This window comes from Bacillus sp. SD127 (genome assembly GCF_058566445.1).
In genome coordinates, this window is sequence record NZ_CP191226.1 from 2852461 (window position 1) to 2872186 (window position 19726).

The window sequence follows — 19726 nt, forward strand, 5'->3', positions numbered from 1 at the left end:
ACAGCAATGCGTCTAAAGAGGTTTCGTTTCTCGTCCGAATCTTATCTCTCAGCCGCCAGCTGCAAGAATTAGCACCGTGCTTTACAAGTCGGTTGCCGGGCTTCATCGGGCTCGTCCCTCTGCCTGCTCTTGATAAGAAAATATAGATTTTATAAATTATTTTGAATTATCCCACCGTTAAAGAATCTTGTCAATGCTTTTTTGGGTAAACAGGTTTAGTTTGCCAATTCGATGAGCTGCTTCTTTAAGCCTAGCTTCACTCGTTAAGAGCCCCACTCTGACATACCCCTCGCCATATTTACCAAAGCCGTTTCCTGCTGCAACCGCCACATTCGCTTTTTCAAGCAAGAGATCTGAGAATTGCTCAGAGCTATAGCCTTCAGGCACCGGCAGCCACGCAAAAAATGAACCCGCAGGCGCTGTTACATCCCAGCCAATTTCCCTGCATGCCGCTATCCAAGCGTTGCGCCTGCTTTCATACCGGGCATTTTGCTCCGCTACGCATGTCTGCTCAGATAAAAGTGCCGCCTCGGCAGCCTGCTGGGTTGCTTTGAAAAGACTGACAAACATATGGTCTTGATAAAGATTGATCGCTTCTATGACCGAGGCGTTACCAACTGCAAAACCGACCCGCCAGCCCGCCATATTATATGTTTTGGACAGCGTGTAAATTTCTATTCCGATATCCTTAGCGCCTTCAGTCTGCAAAAAGCTTAAAGACTTGTGTCCGTCAAAGCCCACTGCACCGTAAGCAAAATCATGGACCACACAGATTTCGTTTTCTATCGCAAAACTCACCGTTTCTCTAAAAAATTCTGCGGTAGCGACGGCTCCAGTCGGATTATTCGGATAATTCAAGTACATCAGTTTCGCTTGTTCTCTTACGTCAGGGGAAATGCTTGCGTATTCAGGAAGAAACGCATTTTCCTTAGTGAGCGGCATCATTTCCATATTCGCTTTCGCAAGCGTGACACCGGACCAATAATCTGGATAGCCAGGGTCAGGAACCAAAATCGTATCCCCCGGATTTAGCAGGCATTGCGGCAGCTCGACAAGACCGGCTTTCCCGCCGAATAATACGGCTACTTCAGTTTCCGGATCAAGCTGAACGCCGTATTCTCTTTTATAAAATGCAGCCGCTGCTGATTTAAGACTGTGCGAACCTCGAAATGAGGAGTATTTATGATTTTCAGGCTGAGCAACGGCTCGCTTCATTTCCTCAACAATATGCTCGGGCGTCGGCTGATCCGGATTCCCCTGCCCCAAATTGATGACATCATGTCCTTCCTTCAGCTTTAGGTTCACTTTCTGCACAAGAGAAGCAAAGAATTGTTTAGGCAGTTCCTGCAGCACTTGAGAATGTTCAAATTTCATCTGTTTTCACCTTCTAAAAAAATCTTGAAATGATAGTCCAGTATCATATATGGTTAAATGAAAAAAGTAAAGAAAAATATGGGGTGTTAAAAAATGAAATGGACCATATCTTGTCTTCAATTTGATATTTCATACGGAAAACCTTCAGAAAATATAAAAAAGGCTGAATCTTTAATTGAAAAAGAGAGTAAAAATGCTGACGTTCTTGTTCTCCCTGAATTATGGACGACTGGTTACGACCTTGCCAAACTTGATCAGCTTGCTGATGAAGACGGGCTCACTGCTCAAAGCTGGCTGCAAAAAACCGCAAAAAAACACGGGGTTCATATTGTCGCAGGATCTGTTGCTGTCAGAAAGGGTTCTGATGTTTATAATACAATGTTCATCGCAGATAAGGAAGGACGAATCATTAAAGAGTACAGCAAAGCCCATCTTTTTCAGCTGATGGATGAGCATGAGTATTTATCAGCCGGTTCCGAGGACGGATACTTCGAGCTTGAAGGCGTCAAAAGCTCAGGACTGATCTGTTATGATATCCGTTTTCCGGAATGGATCAGAAAACATACGACTAAAGGCGCTAACGTGCTGTTCATTTCTGCGGAATGGCCTCTGCCCCGTCTTGATCATTGGAAAAGCCTGCTTATTGCGAGGGCTATTGAGAATCAATGCTTTGTCGCTGCCTGCAATTGCACAGGATCTAATCCCGATAATGAATTCGCCGGGCACAGCATGATTATTGACCCTTGGGGACGCATATTGGCCGAGGGCGGCCGTGAAGAAGGCATTGTCAGAGCGGAAATTGACCTTCAAGAAAGCGTTGAGGTGCGGGGAAAAATTCCTGTTTTCGATGATATCAGAAAAGATTTATATTAAAAAATATATTGACAATTCAATCACACACCTGTTACTATGTTCATCAACTGATAAATTAGAATTGTTTAACAAGTGAATATATTCTCTTATCGAGAGTTGGGCGAGGGATTGGCCTTTTGACCCCAACAGCAACCGACCGTAATTCCATTGTGAAATGGGGCGCATCTTCTTGGCGCCGAGACTGAGGTCTCGTAAGGCACGGTGCTAATTCCATCAGATTTGATCTGAGAGATAAGAGAGGCGGGACATGATTGTTAAGCCTCCTTCTCTCTGAGAAGGAGGCTTTTTTACGGCCATTCGCGGCACACATAACAAGATATTACATAACTGGAGGTAATGACGATGGCAGTCACAAAAACACCTTTATACGAAACGTTAAATGAAAGCTCCGCTGTCGCACTGGCAGTGAAACTCGGCTTATTTCAAAGCAAAAGCACACTGACATGCCAGGAGATCGGCGACGGAAATTTAAACTACGTCTTTCATATTTATGACCAAGAAAATGACAGGGCTTTGATCATTAAACAGGCGGTTCCTTATGCAAAAGTTGTCGGGGAAAGCTGGCCGCTGACAATCGATCGGGCAAGAATCGAAAGCAGCGCACTGATCCGTCATGGTGAACACGTCCCTCACCTCGTACCGAGAGTTTACTATTCAGATACTGAATTGGCGGTTACGGTCATGGAGGATCTTTCACATATGAAGATCGCTAGAAAAGGACTTCTTGAAGGTGAAAATTATCCAAATCTGTCACGAGACATTGGCGAATTTTTAGGAAAAACGCTTTTTTACTCTTCTGATTACGCACTTGAGCCTAAGGTAAAAAAACAGCTTGTTAAACAATTTACAAATCCTGAGCTCTGCGATATTACCGAAAGACTCGTATTTACAGATCCTTTCTTTGATCATGATACAAATGAATTTGAGGAAGAGCTTCGTCCATATGTTGAAAAGCTTTGGAAAAATGACAAGGTCAAAGTTGAAGCGGCTAAGCTGAAAAAGTCATTTTTAACATCTGCCGAAACGCTGATTCATGGCGATCTGCATACAGGAAGCATTTTTGCCAGCGAGCTTGAGACAAAGGTGATTGATCCTGAATTCGCTTTTTACGGACCAATCGGTTTTGATGTTGGTCAATTTATCGCCAACTTATTGTTAAATGCACTCAGCCGTGACGGTGCTGATCGAGAGCCATTATATGAACATGTAAAACAAGTGTGGGACACGTTTCAAACAACATTCAGTGAAGCCTGGGAGAAAAACAGTCTCGATGTGTATGCCAAAATCGACGGTTATCTCGCTGATACACTCAGCCATATTTTTGAAGAGACAATTGGGTTTGCCGGCTGCGAACTGATACGCCGCACCGTTGGTCTTGCCCATGTGGCAGATCTGGATACAATCGTACCGTTTGATAAGCGAATCGAAAGAAAACGGCTGGCGCTGGAAACCGGTACTGCCTTCATCGAAAAACGTTCACAATTAAAAACCATAACGGATGTTATTGAATGTTTTAAGTTACTTGTAAAGGAATGATTCACCCATGACCAATTCATTTGCTGTTCCGCGTTCTGTTGAATGGAAAGAAACAGCCATTAAGATTTTAAATCAGCAAAAGCTTCCTGATGTTACGGAATATTTGGAGCTGACAACGAAAGAAGAAGTATTTGACGCGATTGTCTCACTTAAAGTTAGAGGAGCCCCGGCGATCGGCATTACGGCAGCATTTGGGCTCGCGCTGGCGGCAAAAAACATCGAAACTGATAATGTGGCGGAATTCCGCTGCGAATTGGATAACATCAAAAATTATTTGAACAGTTCAAGGCCGACAGCAATCAATTTATCATGGGCGCTCGAGAGACTAAGCCATTCAATTCAAAACGCCATTTCTGTAAATGAAGCAAAAACCAATCTTGTCCATGAAGCGATTCAGATTCAAGTCGAGGATGAAGAAACGTGCCGTATGATCGGCCAAAACGCGCTTCAGCTTTTCAAAAAAGGCGACAAGATTATGACAATCTGCAATGCCGGTTCTATCGCGACAAGCCGCTATGGAACCGCGCTTGCCCCGTTTTATTTGGCGAAACAAAAGGATTTGGGGCTTCATATTTATGCTTGTGAAACCAGACCGGTTCTTCAAGGGTCACGGCTTACTGCTTGGGAACTGATGCAAGGCGGTATTGACGTCACTCTGATTACGGACAGCATGGCAGCCCATACGATGAAAGAAAAACAAATTTCTGCCGTCATCGTTGGCGCGGACCGAATTGCAAAGAACGGAGATACCGCGAATAAAATTGGCACTTACGGACTTGCTATTTTAGCAAACGCCTTCGATATTCCGTTTTTTGTAGCAGCACCTTTATCTACTTTTGACACAAAAGTAAAAAGCGGGGCTGATATCCCGATAGAGGAACGGGACCCCGAAGAAGTCAGGAACATTTCCGGCGTCCGAACCGCTCCGGCTGAAGTGCCTGTCTTTAATCCTGCTTTTGATATTACACCACACCATCTTATTTCTGGGATCATCACTGAAAAAGGGATTATGACCGGTTCCTATGAAGAAGAAATTGAACAGCTGTTTACAGGCGAAAAGGTTCATTAAAAAACCGCTGAAGACTTTGCTCATATTGGGCCGAGTCAGCGGTTTTTTTGTTTGCTCATATTCATATCGATTATTTCATCTTTTTGAGCGCTGGATAAGATATGCAGTTTTACAAGCAGCTCGGCAAAAACGGCAATTTTCTCAGAGCGGCTCGGCTTCAATTGCTTTGTCCTCCTCTTTCATCAGACCAACTTTTTTAACTTAGTAAAATCATATGTCGGCGGCGAAAAAAGGGAACGTGCCATATGTTTTATTTTTCTTTATAGGAGATTTGCTCGATGCTAAGCAAATAAGCTTTGATGTCAGTTTTGCTTCCGGCATACCCTGTTAACGTGCTGTTTTTGCCGATCACTCTGTGGCACGGAACAAATATCGGCAGGTCATTTCGTTTATTTGCCTGTCCGACAGCGCGCACTGCTTTCGGACTTCCGACCGCTACGGCAATGTCAGCATAGCTTCGTGATTCGCCATACGGAATCATGGCAAGCGCCTCCCATACTTTTTGCTGAAAAGGCGTGCCCTTTTGGCTCAATGGCAGTGAGAATATCTTTCTTTCTCCCGCAAAATATTCGTGAAGCTGCTTTTTCGCTTCTGCCAAAAAAGCCGTCTCCAACTGCTCCGTATTCTCAACAGATTCTTTCCACTGCATCAAATCTTCCTTACTGAGGAAGAGACGGGTGATGCTGCCTTCTTCCTCGACAATTGCGAGCTCCCCGAGCGGCGTTTCCGCTGTCGTATAGTAATTCATTCGTCTAACCTTCTTTCTTCAAAATTCTGCCTGACGGGAAGTGTAAGATGAAAAACAGTCCCCTTTCCTTCTTCACTTTCCACCATTATTTTGCCTTGATGTTCTTCAATAATTTTATAGCTTACCATAAGCCCGAGTCCAGTTCCCCGTTCCTTTGTTGTATAAAATGGTTCTCCGAGACGCTTTAATTTATCCTCTGTGATTCCGACTCCTTCGTCTTTCAAAGATATAAGAATATGATCTTGATCAGCTTTTTTGATCGTCACATAAATATTGCCGCCATCAGGCATGACTTCGATGGCGTTCTTTAATATATTGATAAAAACCTGTTTCAGCTGATTCGGTTCACAGTATATCGGCGGAATGTCGCCGACTAAATCCAGATGCATTTGTACGTTGCTGAGATTGGCTTGCGCGTTAAGAAGGTCTAATGTGTCTTTCATAATTTGTGTCACATGTTTTTCCTCATACATGATAGCCTGGGGCTTGGCTAAAATTAAAAACTCTGTGATGATGGATTCGATGCGCTTTAATTCTGAGGTGATGACGTTGAAGTAAAGAGAATAGTCTCCCTCCACACTCCCTTTCAGGAGCTGAATGAAGCCTTTAAGAGCTGTCATTGGATTTCTGATTTCGTGAGCGATGCCGGCGGCGAGTTCTCCAACGACATGGAGAGTATCAGATTTGCGAAGACGCTCTTCCAGTTCTTTTCGCTCTGTGACATCTTTAAAGATAGCCAGGTTCATATTTTGAATAATATTTCGTTTAAACGAAAATTCTAGTTTTCGATTATCATTGCTGCTCAGCAAAAATGGAATCTCATTGTCCATTTCATCGAAATTAATCTGCCTTGCGGGCGATGCCAGATTTTCTATTTCATAAGAAGAAATAATATCAAGCAGGCTGTGTTTTTTCAGTTCTTCATGCGGCAGGCCCAAAATATTGCTCGCTAACGGGTTGGCGTCGATGATTCGGTACTGATTGTCGAATAATACGTTGCCGTCCATTGAGCCGTTGAACACTTTTCTGAATTTGAGCTCGCTTTCCCGAAGCTCCTTTTCCATCCGCTTTCGGTCACTGACATTTCTTAAAATTGTTAAGTGCTGGTTTTCAAGTATTGTCCGCTTTGAAGTGAATTCAAGCTCTTTGAACTGCCCGTTGCCCATTTGAAACAGCATCTCTTCTCTGATCTCACCGTATTTTGCATATTTTCTCTTCGTCAAGCTGTATTTCTGCTGAGAGTCTACGAGAAAATCACACAGCTTTCTTTTTAACAGCAAATTCATCGGCAGCTCAAAAATTTTACAGGCTGACTGATTGGCCTTAACGATTCTTCCGTCATTCGACCAGATGATAATGGCATCCATGGCGTTTTCAAAAATTTCTCTGAAGCGCTCCTCACTTTTAAATAGCTGGAGCTCCATGGACCTCTTCTCTGTGATATCCCGCATAATCGACATATAAAAACCGCTGATGATATTAGACGTAATAGTAAATTCAAACAGCTTCTGATCTCCTGAACGAAGCCTGACAGGCAGCTCGCCTTTTGCTTTTCCCTTTCGATAAAGCGTGTGCCAAATATTATCGAAATCTTTTCGCGATCCGCTGTCTATGAATTGATACAGCGACAAATGTGACAGCTCATTCTGGTCGATTTCAAAGCTTTTGCAAAAGGACAGATTGGCATCAATAAAACCGCCGTCTTTATCAAATAAAACGATTCCGTCGACAGCTCTGTCAAACAAGTCCTTAAAAAGCTGTTCATTCATGGAAAACTCCCGCTCCAAAATTTTCTTTGAAGAAATGTCTCTCATAACGACAAAAAAGAAATCCTCGCCAATCCCTCTTTTGGCAAGAAACTCAATATATTTTGTCGCTCCGCTGTCCAGCCTGATCGGAACCTCCTTCCACAGAAAACCTTTCTTAAAAAACTTCTTCACGGAAAGGTCCAGCTCATCCTTTGGAATAGAAAACAAAAAATCAAAAACGGAACGCTTTTTCAAACCTTCCGCATCTACTTGAAGCATCCTCGCTGTTGCTTCATTTGCCTGCACGATTTTCATTTCATTATCACATATAAAAATAGCATCGAGCGTATTGTTCACAATCACTTGATGCTGATGTAATTCCTTTTTCAGCCGATCATTTTCTTGTTTGAGGCGCTTCAGTTCCTCTTTCAGATCTGAATTTGTCTCGACATCGAGAGTTTCCATGCGTAAACACTCCTTCTTCAAAACCTATCCCTCAATATTTCTACATATTGCATGAACTTCCTTCATTCGCCCTATACATTTCAGAAAATTTCAGCGTGATTACATAAAGAAGACATTTTCAACGATCCTTACCGTCACTTTACATCGTCCTAACAATCAGACGTTTTTTCAAATCCTTTTTGATCTTTTATTTTAAAATAAATACCAACAGGGAATAATCTTTTAGTGACTGATTTAAAGAGAAGGTGATGCTATGAGTAAATCGCGAGACAGTTATTTTGACAATGCAAAATTCTTATTGATATTCCTTGTTGTATTCGGTCATATTCTTCGATCTTTTATTCATGATAACAATTTTATGCTCTACCTCTACAAGTTCATTTACACGTTCCACATGCCTGCCTTTATTCTTGTATCCGGTTATTTCGCCAAAGGTTTTAAACGCGCCGGATATGTGAAAAAGCTGGCGGTCAAGCTGATTATTCCATATTTGATTTTCCAAAGCATCTATTCCGTCTTTTATTACATCATTCAAGACGAAAGCATGACAAATGTGAATCCGATTGATCCGCAATGGTCGTTATGGTTTCTGGTAAGCTTATTTTTCTGGAATATCCTGCTCTATCCTTTTTCAAAGCTTTCTAAGCATTGGGCGCTGTTTGTCAGCTGCGGCATCGCCGTGCTGATCGGCTATCTCGACTTTGTCAGCAGCACACTGAGCCTGTCCCGGACATTTGTATTCTTGCCGATGTTCCTTGTCGGATTTTACTCGAATAAACATCACTTTGATTTACTGAGATCAAAACGAGGCAAACAGATTGCGCTCGGTGTGCTCGCCGCCGTATTTGTCATCTGCTGGGGCATCGATTTTGACTATTCATGGCTGTTCGGCTCTAAGCCGTACTCATCATTTGGCGATGTCACCTTGGCAAGCGGCCTCTCCCGAATCGGCTGGTATGTACTTGCCTTTGCGGCAACCTTTAGCTTTTTAGCGCTTGTTCCGCAAAAACGCTATTTCTTTACTAAGTGGGGAACAAGGACATTTTACGTATACCTGCTCCACGGATTTATCATTAAAACACTCAGGCAGGTCGGGCTTGAGGATGGACTCACTGACTATCAAAACTTAGTCATCCTGCTGCTCTTAACTGCAGCTCTTACCTCCATTCTCTCAAGCAATTTCGTCAAAACGGTTGCTCAGCCGTTCATTGAACTGAGAATGACAGGCTTGCTGCAGCTAGTCAGAGGAAGCAGCAAAAATGCCTATTTAAAATAGCATAACACCTCTTAAGCGGCATGCCGCCTAAGAGGTGTTTTTTATTTTTGTTTTTTCTCTTTTTTCTTTTTCGGCTTTGTTACTTCAAGGGTTTCAATGATTTTCCCGGCGTTGTAATCCCCAAGCTCACTTGAGAATTCTTCCTCAAGCACCTTCTTATTCATCGGCTTTTTATGATTCTGCATGTCTTTGCTGTGCTGGTTCTTTTTCATGATCACGCGCCTCCTTGCTGACCTTGTTTGGAATTGCGATTGGCCCCTCGGAAATTCGGGTCGTCGTGATATTGAGTCTTATATGCATTTCTGTCCATACTCTCAGTCGGTGTATTGTTATTTTTTATGGCTTCATCGACCTCAGCCTTACGTTTCATAGAAATCCTCCTCGCCAGTATTTTCTAATTTTTATTTCGCTTGAAAATGCAGGCCAGCTGATTAACTGCAGCTGTTTATGTTAGGTTCTCCAACTGGTGCCAGGTCACACATCTTTTTTTTGGCAATAAAAAAACACCGCAGATGCGGTGTTTAATTATCCGATAATCACTCTTTCCTTCGGATAATGGTAATTTGCTTCAATTTCTTTTCTTCCGATCAGATAAAGGAAAGTCAATATTCCGATCCGCCCGATAAACATTACGATCATAATGACACATTTTCCTACGTTGCTCAAATCAGCGGTAATGCCAAGGGACAGACCAGTCGTTCCAAAGGCCGAACATACCTCAAACAAAAGCTCCAGTAGAGAATGCTTTTCTGTCACTGTAAGGATCAGTGTCGCTCCAAAAACGAGCAAAATCGCCATCATTGTGACCACAAGAGACTTCATCAGATCTGCTGGGTGCAGCTCCCGTTTGAATACTTTTACTGCTTTATTGCCGCGGGCAAAATGAAACAGCGCAAGCAGATTCAAGGCAAAAGTTGTTGTCCTTATGCCTCCTCCGACTGAGCTTGGTGACGCACCGATAAACATCAGCGCGCACATAAAAAACAACGTGGGATCCGACAGCTGACTGATATCAATTGTTGCAAGCCCGCCGCTTCGGGTAGCTGTTGATTGAAACAAGGATAGAAACAAAATATCATGCCATGCCTTTCCTGCAAACGAGTGGCTTGCTTCCAGCGCATAGATGCCGATGGCGCCAAACACTACGAGTGAGCCAAACATAATGGTCGTGATTTTTGTAAAAAGCGTAAACGGATATCGCCGATGCTTTGAAAACAAGAAGTCCTTTACTTCGACAAGCACCGGAAAGCCGATCGCTCCGAATATGATCAAAAGCATCGTAATAAACTGCACAAAATAATCATGGCGGAATGGAACCATGGAATTTCCTGTTATATCAAACCCGCCATTTGTGGTTGCGCTGACACTTGCAAAAAACCCGTGTAAATAAGCTTCCTGAAAGGAATCATAGTAGGTTAAAAAATAAGTGCCAAGTATTACTCCTCCAAAAAATTCAATCCACAATATAAGAAAAAGAACCTGCTTCATTAAATTGACAATTCCTGAAAACTGGGATTGGTTTTGGTCTACCATAATCAATTTCCGTTCTTTAAGGCCGATTCTTTTTCCCATGATCAGCCAAATAAACGTTCCGAGCGTCATAATCCCGATTCCGCCAAATTGCAGAACAAATGCCAAAATAAAAATGCCTGTAGTGCTGAATGTATCAGCTGTATCCACAACCGTCAGCCCCGTGACGCTGACTGAACTGACAGCCGTAAAAAGCGCGTCAATAAAAGTCCAATCCGCTCCCTGCTTATGGGCAGACGGCAGGCTCAGCAATATCAGGGCCACAGTTACTGCGAGAAAGTAATATAATGCAATCAGCTGGGCCGGAGATAATGCCTGTATCAATTTTCCAAGCTTTAATCTCATGTGAAATCCTTCTGCCTCTCTTTTAAAGTACGGTAATTATTCTAAAGATATTAGATCCATTTTTAAAGGCTTTTGCGAAACATTTTCTTAACTTGCATATTTTTTTATTATTTTAGTCAAAGTGAAACAGAAAAAAAACCTCTGAGGGTTCTCAGAGGAAGGATGTTTTTATTTTATTTTGCTTCTAATCGTCTGATTCTTTCATCTAAATCAGGATGAGTAGAGAAAAGCGATGACCGCTTCTTGCCATTAATCTTTAGTGTTTGGACAGCTGTCTGATCTTCTTCCATGATGCGGGAAGAATAGCTCTTAAGCGTTCGAAGAGCATGAATCATCTTATCCTTGCCGGCAAGATCCGCTCCTCCCCGGTCAGCATGGAATTCACGGTGGCGTGAATACGCAAAAACAACGAGGCTTCCGAGAATTGAAAAGACAATCTGAAACACAATCATTGCGATAAAATGAACAATCGGAGCAAGATCTTCCTTAACAAAGCGGCTCGCGATCCATGCAGCAATACGTGATAAAAAGACGACAAAGGTATTCACAATACCTTGTAAAAGCGTCATTGTCACCATATCACCATTTGCAATATGAGCGACCTCATGGGCAAGCACGCCTTCAACCGCAGCATCATCCATTTGATCAAGCAGGCCTGACGACACAGCGACAAGAGAGCGGCGTTTTGAAGGGCCAGTCGCAAACGCATTCACTTCGGATGAGCGGTAAATTCCGACCTCCGGCATCTTCGTTAAGCCGGCAGAGCGGCTTAATCTATAAACACGGTCAACCAATTGCTGCTCTTCATGGCTAAGTGTATGTTTCTCCGGATTCAGCACTCTGACGCCCATCATTGTCTTTGCCATCCATCTGGACATCGCAAGAGACGTAAAGGAACCGACAAAACCGACGACTAAACTGAATACAAGAAGCGCAATAGGATCTATACCGCCATCAGCTGTAAAGTACGTCCCAACTCCAGTGACAGAGCTTATGACAGATAAAACAATTCCGATCGTTGTAAGCACCAAAATATTCGTTAAAATAAACAGAAAAATTCTTTTCGCCATAATAACCTCCGTTATTTTTAAGATCAAATGAACCTGTATATTTAAATTATAAAACATCTGTTTGAAAATGCAAGGATTTAGACGTATGATGTTAATGTATTACTGACGCTTTAATAGTGCATTTATACATAGAGATTATATCCGCGTCAAATTGTCTTGAAGAGGTGAACAATGAATATTTTTAAACTCACTCGAATTGAGATGGTACGGCTACTCTATTCCCTTAAAGGCCTGGGAGACATTAGCCCGCTCGACATCCTCGTTAAATCGGCGAATATGTCAGCGGAAGAAGCGGCAAGCCATCTTCAAATTCCAGAATTTCTTACAAGATATGAACGAAAAAAACAGAAAAAAGAATACGGCCTGTCAACCAACGAAATCGTTGAGCTTGGCAATTTATGCGAGCTGACTTCGTTAAAGTCAACCGCGATTCAAAATTGGGTGAAACGCGATATCAAAGACCTCATTGGCCATCCTGAGCTGGGTAAAAAGTATTCAGTTGAACAGGCAGTGATTCTTTTAATTGTACGTGACCTAAAATCCATTTATGACTTTGAACACATACGAGCTATCTTAAAAGTTGCTTTTAACACCATCTCAGACAGATCTGATGATGTCATCAGCCCGTTAGCGTACTATGAAAGCTGCGCGCATGTGTTGCATGCCATTTATCACCAAGATACTCCTTCCATGAAGGAATCAAACCTCCAGCAGATTGTCGAACAGGAAACAGACCTTCTTCGTCACCATTTTGAAGAGCTGAGTGACGCCCAATGGGTCAAAATCAGGCAGATTATTGCCATTACAGTTCTCTCCATTTTGACGTTCCATATTCAGGCGACCGCGAACAAAATGACCGCTGACATACTGTAATCAGGAGGTACCCCCGGCAAATTGCCGGGGGTTTCTTATTCCCCCACAACAATTGCCAGCATAAATAAACCCCGTACATTTCAAACTAAATACGCGTTAAGAATTTCTTAATAGAAAAAGGAGATGAAAAAAGATGGCGAGCAGAAATAAACTCGTTGTTCCAGGGGTGGAGCAGGCACTAGACCAATTTAAACTTGAAGTGGCTCAAGAATTCGGTGTGAACCTTGGTTCTGATACAGTTTCACGCGCTAACGGCTCTGTAGGCGGGGAAATGACAAAGCGTCTGGTTCAGCAGGCACAATCACAGCTAAATGGCACAAATAAATAAACTCAGGACTCTATTCGCCGGGGGCACTCGGCGAATCTTCTGTTTGAGCTGATTCATTATTGCTGCTGTAGCCATTTGGGTTACGGTGGTAAGAAGCATTATCCCGATTAGATGAGGAATGATCCTTTCCTTTTTCACCGTTATTCCAATTTTTGCGATTTTTGCTATTCTTGCTATTCTGTTCACCATTGTCTTCTTCTTCATTTCCGTTATCTTGAGGAACTTGTGTAGGGGTTTGCTCAGTATCCCCATCTTTTTCAACTTTCTTGTTTTCATCTGATTCCTTTACATCTTTATTCTGTTCACTATCATCATTCTGCGTGTCAGTTGTATCTTCTTTCTGTGAATCCGTATCATCCAGCTGTTCATTTTCTCCTTGTTTGCTGTCCTGATCGTCTGTCTGATTCGTGTTTTCTTCCTCGTTGCCGGTATTTTTTTGATCCTCTTCCCCGGATTTTTGAGAATCTTCATTTGGATCTTTCATGTTATTCTTTTCATTCGATTTTATGTAGCTGCCTGTTGATACGCCTTCCTTTTTTGCTTTTTCTCTCGTTTTCATATCTGTTTCGAGAGATTCCATGCGGTATGTCGTTTTATATTTTTCCGTTACATCATTCAGCTGTTTTTTTACTCCTGATTTATATGTATCGTCATCCGTATTTTCATAAACAGTGGAAATCAATATTTCTTTCGATTCCTTTACATATCCATGCTCGCTGCAATCCGTAATAATATCGTCTATCACCTTTTTAAAATCAGTCTCCTCCCAATCATCGATGTCACTGATAACCTTCTTGCCGTCATCATTTAAGGGCGTCAGTTCGATCACTTCGTAATCGCTGTTTAACGCCATTTCGAAGCTTGGATTGATATCTATTGTCATATACGCATAGGCCTTGTCATTAGAGAAAACGGGGAGGATAATAAAAATAAAAAGCATAATAGCAGTCATCGAAAAAATCCCCATTTTGAAAGGGCGCAGTCTTAAAACATCAAAAAAGCTGGCCCTTCTGCCCATGCGTGTCTCACTCGGAAGCATGATTTCTTCTCCGATTTCATATGTTTGGCGATCATTTTTTGCTTTTAAAAATTGTCCGTCAGGGGTCAGCAACGTGACGAATTTTTTATTTTTCTCTACTATGATCCCTCTTCTCATGAGTGCAGCACCCCTTTAAGATAATCTTTTAAATAAATATAATCACCGGTAATGATAATGCACATTGCAATGATATATTTTCTGTTTCGCTCAATCGTTTTTCTGCTTACTGAAACGAGCTGTTCGAGCTGTTTAACAGGAAGCTGTTTCTTCGTATAAAGAATCGCAGCTAATTCTTCATGCTCGACAAGAGTGAGCGCCACCTTTATGGCGTTTTGCCTTGCGTCCGCATGCTTTGGAGAATGTTCAAGCAGCTCTTGAAATGAAAGTCCGTAGTCTTTGAGCTGCTTTTGAAAATACAGAATTTCCTCCCGCCTCTGTTCCTGTTCTATCTGGCGGCGGTATTCATCAATAGAAAGCTCGGCTTCAATCAGGCTTTGTGAGGATTCCTGATCGTCACCCTCCTGTAAATCCATATTAATATTTTGTGCGGTTCTTGCTTCTTTTCTAATGTAATCAATGACTTTTCTTTTTATAATAAGCTCTGCGAATGCGAGCAGCGAATTTCCTTTTTCAGGTGAGTACTTTTCAATAGCTTCGTTAAATGCAATCAGTCCGATGCTGAACTCATCGTCTTTTTCATCTATATATCGTTTACAAACGGATGAAACCGTCTTTGCGATAAATGGCTTATATTGCTGTATCAACTCGTTTTGCAGATCTTTATTGCCTTTTTGTATGCTTTCAACAGATTTTTCAAGCGTTTGCTTCTTTTTTCCCAATTTAAACAAAAGGCTAAGCACTGGTTTCACCTCAGTTCCTCCCTATAACTATTCATTAATGATAGCTAATTTGATAGGGAATCGCAAAGGAGAAAAAGAAATATTGATTTCCAATGTCTCAATTATGACAATCCATTCTCACGTACTATACAGGATTTCGTGCCTTTAAAGAGAATTTTGGGGGTTTTAAAAGAGGTTTTTGTAACAAAGCTGTTATAAAAATGTTATTTTATTTCGTCTTTGAAAACGCTTCAAACATGAAAAGACTCTGCTTTTCAGCAGAGTCTTTATGATTAAGCCCTTTCTTGGCTTCTGTTATTTTGTTCGTTTTGTGCGTCTTCCGCCTGTTTTTTTGAGCCTGACATAAACCAGCCGCAAACTGCGATCGCCGCTAAGACACCCCAGAAAATCACCTTCCATGTCCCTGAGTGGATAAAGTGCGAGGACACTATGGCGATGTCATCATGTGCGAGTGTATATAAAGCAAGCTTTACCCCGACCCATCCGACAATAACAAATGCTGCTGTTTCTAGGCTTGGACGTTCCTTTAAAAGCTTAACAAACATCGATGCCGCAAACCGCATAATCACCAGTCCGATAATGCCTCCGGCCAAAATAACGAAGAATTGTCCTCCATCAAGTCCGCCGATCTTTGGAAGTGAAGTTCCCGGCAGCGTAACGGCCAGAGCGACGGCCGCTAAGATGGAGTCAACAGCAAAAGCGATATCTGCCAGTTCAACCTTTAATACAGTCGGCCAAAATCCGCTTTGCTTCGTCACCTTATGATTGTCTTCTTTCTTAAATACATATCTTTTGAGCAAGTGGCTTGCTGCAATATACAGCAAGTAGATCGCGCCAATGGCTTGAACCTGCCATACGTTCACCAAAAAAGAAATAGCGAATAAAGAGCCAAATCGCAGAACAAAGGCGCCTGCCAGCCCATAAAACAATGCCTTCTTTCTTTGCTCCTCCGGCAAATGTTTTACCATAACCGCCATCACTAAAGCGTTATCGGCGGCTAAAATACCTTCCAGCCCGATCAAGACGAGAAGAACCCAACCATACTCCAATAATAATGCTGCATCCATAAATGATACCCTCCCAAAAAAGTTGTTTTCTTTCTCTTCATCCGATCTTATGCCGGCCGGACATGCAAAAAAGACCTTTGCCGACATAAGGCAAAGGTCTTGCTAGACATGAATTCAGGCATGCCAACAAAGCCGATGGATATCACTATCCATGAAATGACGACTTTGTTTCCGGAACATTCCGGACGCTACTCCCCTTTGGGATTTCAAGAAATATCATATTATATGTCAATGATATGCGGAGCGAGTTTATTTGTCAACGCTTATTTTTTAAAAAAACTGAAAAATGTTCAGACTGCATTCGTTTTTTCCTCTTTTTTATCACTAAATAGAGAACAAACAAGATCAAAATGGCGATCCCGATCGGAAGCATATATTGGTCTAGAATAGAGCCAACGTCTTTCCAATTTTCTCCGAGCTTCACACCGAGATATACATAAACAAATGTGATCGGAAGCATGGCGATAAACGTGTAAAGAGAAAACACCCAGACATTCATTTTTGCGATGCCGCATGGTATGGAAATCAGTGTGCGGATCCCTGGCAGGAAGCGGCCGCTGAAAGCGACAAAACCGCCATGCTTTTTAAAAAATTCATCCGATTTGTCAAGAGCCTCAGGCTTTATAAAGAGGTACTTTCCGAAACGTTCAAGGAACGGCCTGCCTCCATAACGCCCGATCCAATACAGGGTGAGCGGACCGGCGACTCCTCCTAATGATCCTGCCAGAACAGCGCCGGCAAGCGTCATGTCACCTTTCGATACCCAATAACCTGCAAGCGGAAGGACAATTTCGGCCGGAATAAATTCAATACAGAGCGCCAGAAAAATTCCGAAATAAGATAAGCTTTTAAATGCTTCTATCCAGGACATAACCAATTCTTCGATCATCTTCACTTCCCTTTTCCCTGATCTATGTATACACATTTTTGTTTTTCACTCAAAACATCAAAATGATTTTAACATATTTTTGACGGTCAGCAGAACTAAAAACAGAGAATCTTCATTTCAAGCGTTTTTCTGACAATTTCTCCAGGCATATAGACTGAAATTCTTTAGCTGACAGCCGATATTAAGGAGAGTCAACAAGACTGGAACACACGGGGGAATCTCCATATGGAATTACACGCAACGTATAATACAACACTCATATGTTTATCTATTCTTATTGCTTGTGCAGCATCGTTCACCTCCCTTGAACTTTCAAGAAAAGTCACCATTCATACAGGATTAAAAAGCAAGGTATGGCTGATTGCAGGCTCTATCATTATGGGCTTTGGGATTTGGTCCATGCATTTTATCGGCATGATGGCTGTTCATACGGAGATGCCGATGCATTATGAACTGGCGCCTTTAGTTGCCTCGATTGCAGCTGCTGTTTCTGGATCATTTGTTTCTTTATATATCGTCAGCCGTTATATCCTAACCTTTTACAGGCTGCTTACAGGATCGGTGGTGCTGGGTGCATCGATTTCGTCTATGCATTATATCGGAATGTCTTCCATTTCCCGGGTAATGATGATGTATGAACCGCTGCTTTTTACATTATCCATTGTCATTGCCATTGGAGCTTCTTTCGTCTCACTAAAGATTTTCTTTGACTTGTCCATAAAAAAACCTGCAGACCATTTGCTGATTTATAAAATAATCAGTGCCTTAATAATGGGAATTGGCATATCGGGAATGCATTATACAGGAATGATGGCCGCTACATTTTATGAGGATGTTGCACCTCCCGACCATCATATGGAAGTCCATACATTCGATTGGTCTATTCTGATTGCCTTAATCGTCTTCTGTATTCAAACGTTATTATTATTCAGTTCTCATGCTGATCGAAAATTCATGAAACAAAATGAACGCATGAAGGATAACGAACAGCGGTTTCAATCTTTAATCATTCATAATATTGATGCGATCTTTATCCTGTCATTAAAAGGAGATATTATTTCTTCTAATCATGCTGGTGAGGATATGATGAATAATTTCGGCCTAAACCATCAAAATTGGAATCATTATATGTCGCCAAAAATCAATGCGCTTTTTAAGCAGGTCAAAAGCGAAAAACAAGCCATTAACAGCGATACCAATCTTATGACGGACAAAGGCCAGTTTCATTTGAATATTACGTTTATTCCTGTTGAGGTGAACCAAGAACTGGACAGCATATATGTCATCTGTAAAGATGTGACAAAACAGTACAGGGCCGAAAAAAAAATCCATAGAATGGCTCATTACGACTCACTTACAGATTTACCCAACAGAAGACATGCGATCTCCCATTTAACAAAGGTCTTGAATCGCGAGCATGCCTTGGATTATAACACCGTGGTATTTTTCTTAGATTTGAACCGGTTTAAGGTGATAAATGACGCATTAGGCCATAATGTGGGCGATCAGCTGCTCCAGCTCGCGGCTAAACGGCTTTCATCCGTTATACCGGATAATGGATTTATCGCACGGCTTGGGGGTGACGAATTCATTATTATTATGACTGACGCCAATACCGGAACGGGAGAAGCCGATGTTTTGGCTAAAAAAATCATTCAGCAATTCAAAAAGCCATTTAAAATTCAGGAACACACCCTTATTACATCCGTCAGCATCGGAATTGCGATTTCTCCTAAAGACGGAACAGACGGCCCTGAATTGATGAAAAAAGCAGATATGGCAATGTATGCGGCCAAAGAGCGAAACAAAAGCAAATACAGATACTACTCTTTCTCAATCGGCAATAAAGAAACCGTCAAGCTTAATCAAGAAATGGAGCTGAGGGAAGCGATTGATAACAAAAGATTTGTCTTGCATTATCAGCCGCAATTCAGTACAAGAGATCAAAAAATGACAGGTGCTGAAGCGCTCATACGCCTTGTCACTTCCGACGGCAATCTGCGTCCGCCTGGAGAATTCATCGGTGTTGCCGAAGAAACCGGCCTTATTATTGATATTGGAAAGTGGATTATTGATGAGGCGTGCAGGCAGGCAAAAGTATGGCACGACAAAGGATTTGATCTTTCTGTCGCCATTAATATTTCCGCCAGACAGTTTCAATCGGAGGAACTGATTCCGCTCATCAAGAATACACTTTCTAAATACATGCTTCCCCCTCGCCTTCTTGAAGTTGAAGTAACAGAAAGCATGACTATGGATAATCTTGACCACTCCAAAAAGGTTCTATCTTCTTTAACCAAATTAGGCATCAGGATCAGCATTGACGATTTTGGCACGGGGCATAGTTCTCTAAGCTATTTAAAGGACTTTCCGATCCACAGGCTGAAAATCGATAAATCATTCATCGATGATATTCAGACACACCCAAAATCAGAACAAATTACAGGTGCCATTATTGCCATGGGCCATCAGCTGTCTTTACAAGTCATTGCCGAAGGCGTGGAAAACTCCGGTCAAAAACAGCTGCTTGACGAAAAAGGCTGTGACCATTTACAGGGCTTCTTTTTCAGCAGGCCGATACCGCCCGAACAGCTTGAACACTTGATATTGAACCAGCCGCCGCGTTAACAGCGCCG

General features: G+C 42.1%; 19 protein-coding genes and 2 riboswitches. Of the genes, 7 read left to right on the forward strand and 12 right to left on the reverse strand.

The genetic code is table 11. The features are described from left to right. Positions 1 to 38: 38 nt before the first annotated feature. A riboswitch (SAM riboswitch) is annotated at positions 39 to 139 on the reverse strand. A 38-nt stretch (positions 140 to 177) separates the two neighbouring features. Then, positions 178 to 1374: a pyridoxal phosphate-dependent aminotransferase gene (locus ACQVGS_RS14815; protein ID WP_106020404.1), complete on the reverse strand. Its 1197-nt coding sequence runs from the start codon at positions 1372 to 1374 to the stop codon at positions 178 to 180. 93 nt (positions 1375 to 1467) lie between these two features. Between ACQVGS_RS14815 and ACQVGS_RS14820 the strand changes: the two genes are divergently transcribed. The 3 genes from ACQVGS_RS14820 (at position 1468) to mtnA (ending at position 4852) form a co-directional block, all read left to right on the forward strand. Beyond that, complete coding sequence (locus tag ACQVGS_RS14820) at positions 1468 to 2247, forward strand: carbon-nitrogen family hydrolase (protein WP_095713439.1); 780 nt, start codon at positions 1468 to 1470, stop codon at positions 2245 to 2247. Between the two features lie 83 nt (positions 2248 to 2330). Continuing rightward, a riboswitch (SAM riboswitch) is annotated at positions 2331 to 2485 on the forward strand. 104 nt (positions 2486 to 2589) lie between these two features. Then, positions 2590 to 3783: an S-methyl-5-thioribose kinase gene (gene mtnK, locus ACQVGS_RS14825; RefSeq protein WP_142396193.1), complete on the forward strand. Its 1194-nt coding sequence runs from the start codon at positions 2590 to 2592 to the stop codon at positions 3781 to 3783. Positions 3784 to 3790: 7 nt separating this feature from the next. Next, a complete protein-coding gene (gene mtnA / locus ACQVGS_RS14830) occupies positions 3791 to 4852 on the forward strand; it encodes an S-methyl-5-thioribose-1-phosphate isomerase (RefSeq protein WP_103671600.1) in 1062 nt (353 codons plus the stop codon). A 35-nt stretch (positions 4853 to 4887) separates the two neighbouring features. Here mtnA and ACQVGS_RS14835 read toward each other — a convergent pair whose 3' ends face one another. The 3 genes from ACQVGS_RS14835 to ACQVGS_RS14845 all read right to left on the reverse strand — a co-directional run bounded on the left by ACQVGS_RS14835 (position 4888) and on the right by ACQVGS_RS14845 (position 7813). Next, a complete protein-coding gene (locus ACQVGS_RS14835) occupies positions 4888 to 5013 on the reverse strand; it encodes a hypothetical protein (protein WP_024121158.1) in 126 nt (41 codons plus the stop codon). Between the two features lie 89 nt (positions 5014 to 5102). Then, positions 5103 to 5600: a methylated-DNA--[protein]-cysteine S-methyltransferase gene (locus ACQVGS_RS14840; RefSeq protein ID WP_024121157.1), complete on the reverse strand. Its 498-nt coding sequence runs from the start codon at positions 5598 to 5600 to the stop codon at positions 5103 to 5105. After that, on the reverse strand, positions 5597 to 7813 hold the full coding sequence (locus ACQVGS_RS14845) for a PAS domain-containing sensor histidine kinase (RefSeq protein ID WP_024121156.1): 2217 nt from the start codon (positions 7811 to 7813) through the stop codon (positions 5597 to 5599). Before ACQVGS_RS14845 ends, ACQVGS_RS14840 begins: the two co-directional genes overlap by 4 nt. Before the next feature lie 253 nt (positions 7814 to 8066). Here ACQVGS_RS14845 and ACQVGS_RS14850 point away from each other — a divergent pair, with 253 nt between their 5' ends. Next, positions 8067 to 9089 carry an acyltransferase family protein gene (locus ACQVGS_RS14850; RefSeq protein WP_059292898.1) on the forward strand — a complete coding sequence of 341 codons (1023 nt, stop codon included), beginning with the start codon at positions 8067 to 8069 and terminating at the stop codon, positions 9087 to 9089. A gap of 41 nt (positions 9090 to 9130) precedes the next feature. Here ACQVGS_RS14850 and ACQVGS_RS14855 read toward each other — a convergent pair whose 3' ends face one another. From ACQVGS_RS14855 to htpX, 4 genes are all read right to left on the reverse strand, one after another. After that, positions 9131 to 9301, reverse strand: coding sequence for a protein YkzE (locus ACQVGS_RS14855; RefSeq protein ID WP_024121154.1), 171 nt, complete (start codon positions 9299 to 9301; stop codon positions 9131 to 9133). A 2-nt stretch (positions 9302 to 9303) separates the two neighbouring features. Beyond that, the gene (gene ykzP / locus ACQVGS_RS14860; RefSeq protein ID WP_024121153.1) at positions 9304 to 9459 is read right to left on the reverse strand and encodes a protein YkzP; all 156 of its coding nucleotides are present in this window, start codon (positions 9457 to 9459) and stop codon (positions 9304 to 9306) included. A 155-nt stretch (positions 9460 to 9614) separates the two neighbouring features. Continuing rightward, the gene (ktrD, locus tag ACQVGS_RS14865; protein WP_106020407.1) at positions 9615 to 10964 is read right to left on the reverse strand and encodes a Ktr system potassium transporter KtrD; all 1350 of its coding nucleotides are present in this window, start codon (positions 10962 to 10964) and stop codon (positions 9615 to 9617) included. A gap of 173 nt (positions 10965 to 11137) precedes the next feature. Further along, on the reverse strand, positions 11138 to 12034 hold the full coding sequence (htpX, locus tag ACQVGS_RS14870; RefSeq protein WP_095713445.1) for a protease HtpX: 897 nt from the start codon (positions 12032 to 12034) through the stop codon (positions 11138 to 11140). A 171-nt stretch (positions 12035 to 12205) separates the two neighbouring features. On the opposite strand from htpX, the gene htpK reads away from it, so the two are divergent. Together htpK and sspD are read left to right on the forward strand one after the other, a co-directional pair. Then, entirely contained in the window at positions 12206 to 12907 is a 702-nt protein-coding gene (htpK, locus tag ACQVGS_RS14875) for a transcriptional regulator HtpK (protein ID WP_024121150.1), read from the forward strand. Positions 12908 to 13040: 133 nt separating this feature from the next. After that, on the forward strand, positions 13041 to 13235 hold the full coding sequence (gene sspD, locus ACQVGS_RS14880) for an acid-soluble spore protein SspD (RefSeq protein ID WP_010333988.1): 195 nt from the start codon (positions 13041 to 13043) through the stop codon (positions 13233 to 13235). Positions 13236 to 13245: 10 nt separating this feature from the next. On the opposite strand, the gene ACQVGS_RS14885 is transcribed toward sspD, so the two are convergent. The 4 genes from ACQVGS_RS14885 to ACQVGS_RS14900 all read right to left on the reverse strand — a co-directional run bounded on the left by ACQVGS_RS14885 (position 13246) and on the right by ACQVGS_RS14900 (position 17126). Next, on the reverse strand, positions 13246 to 14391 hold the full coding sequence (locus tag ACQVGS_RS14885; protein WP_106020410.1) for an anti-sigma-I factor RsgI family protein: 1146 nt from the start codon (positions 14389 to 14391) through the stop codon (positions 13246 to 13248). Then, on the reverse strand, positions 14388 to 15143 hold the full coding sequence (gene sigI, locus ACQVGS_RS14890; protein WP_044156149.1) for an RNA polymerase sigma factor SigI: 756 nt from the start codon (positions 15141 to 15143) through the stop codon (positions 14388 to 14390). The genes ACQVGS_RS14885 and sigI overlap by 4 nt, the downstream gene beginning before the upstream one ends. A 263-nt stretch (positions 15144 to 15406) precedes the next feature. Beyond that, complete coding sequence (locus tag ACQVGS_RS14895) at positions 15407 to 16201, reverse strand: TerC family protein (RefSeq protein ID WP_101860637.1); 795 nt, start codon at positions 16199 to 16201, stop codon at positions 15407 to 15409. Positions 16202 to 16457: 256 nt separating this feature from the next. Beyond that, positions 16458 to 17126 (reverse strand): DedA family protein, encoded by a 669-nt coding sequence (locus ACQVGS_RS14900; RefSeq protein WP_049809924.1) that lies wholly within the window; start codon positions 17124 to 17126, stop codon positions 16458 to 16460. 189 nt (positions 17127 to 17315) lie between these two features. Here ACQVGS_RS14900 and ACQVGS_RS14905 point away from each other — a divergent pair, with 189 nt between their 5' ends. Continuing rightward, entirely contained in the window at positions 17316 to 19718 is a 2403-nt protein-coding gene (locus ACQVGS_RS14905) for a bifunctional diguanylate cyclase/phosphodiesterase (protein ID WP_188323700.1), read from the forward strand. Positions 19719 to 19726: the final 8 nt, after the last annotated feature.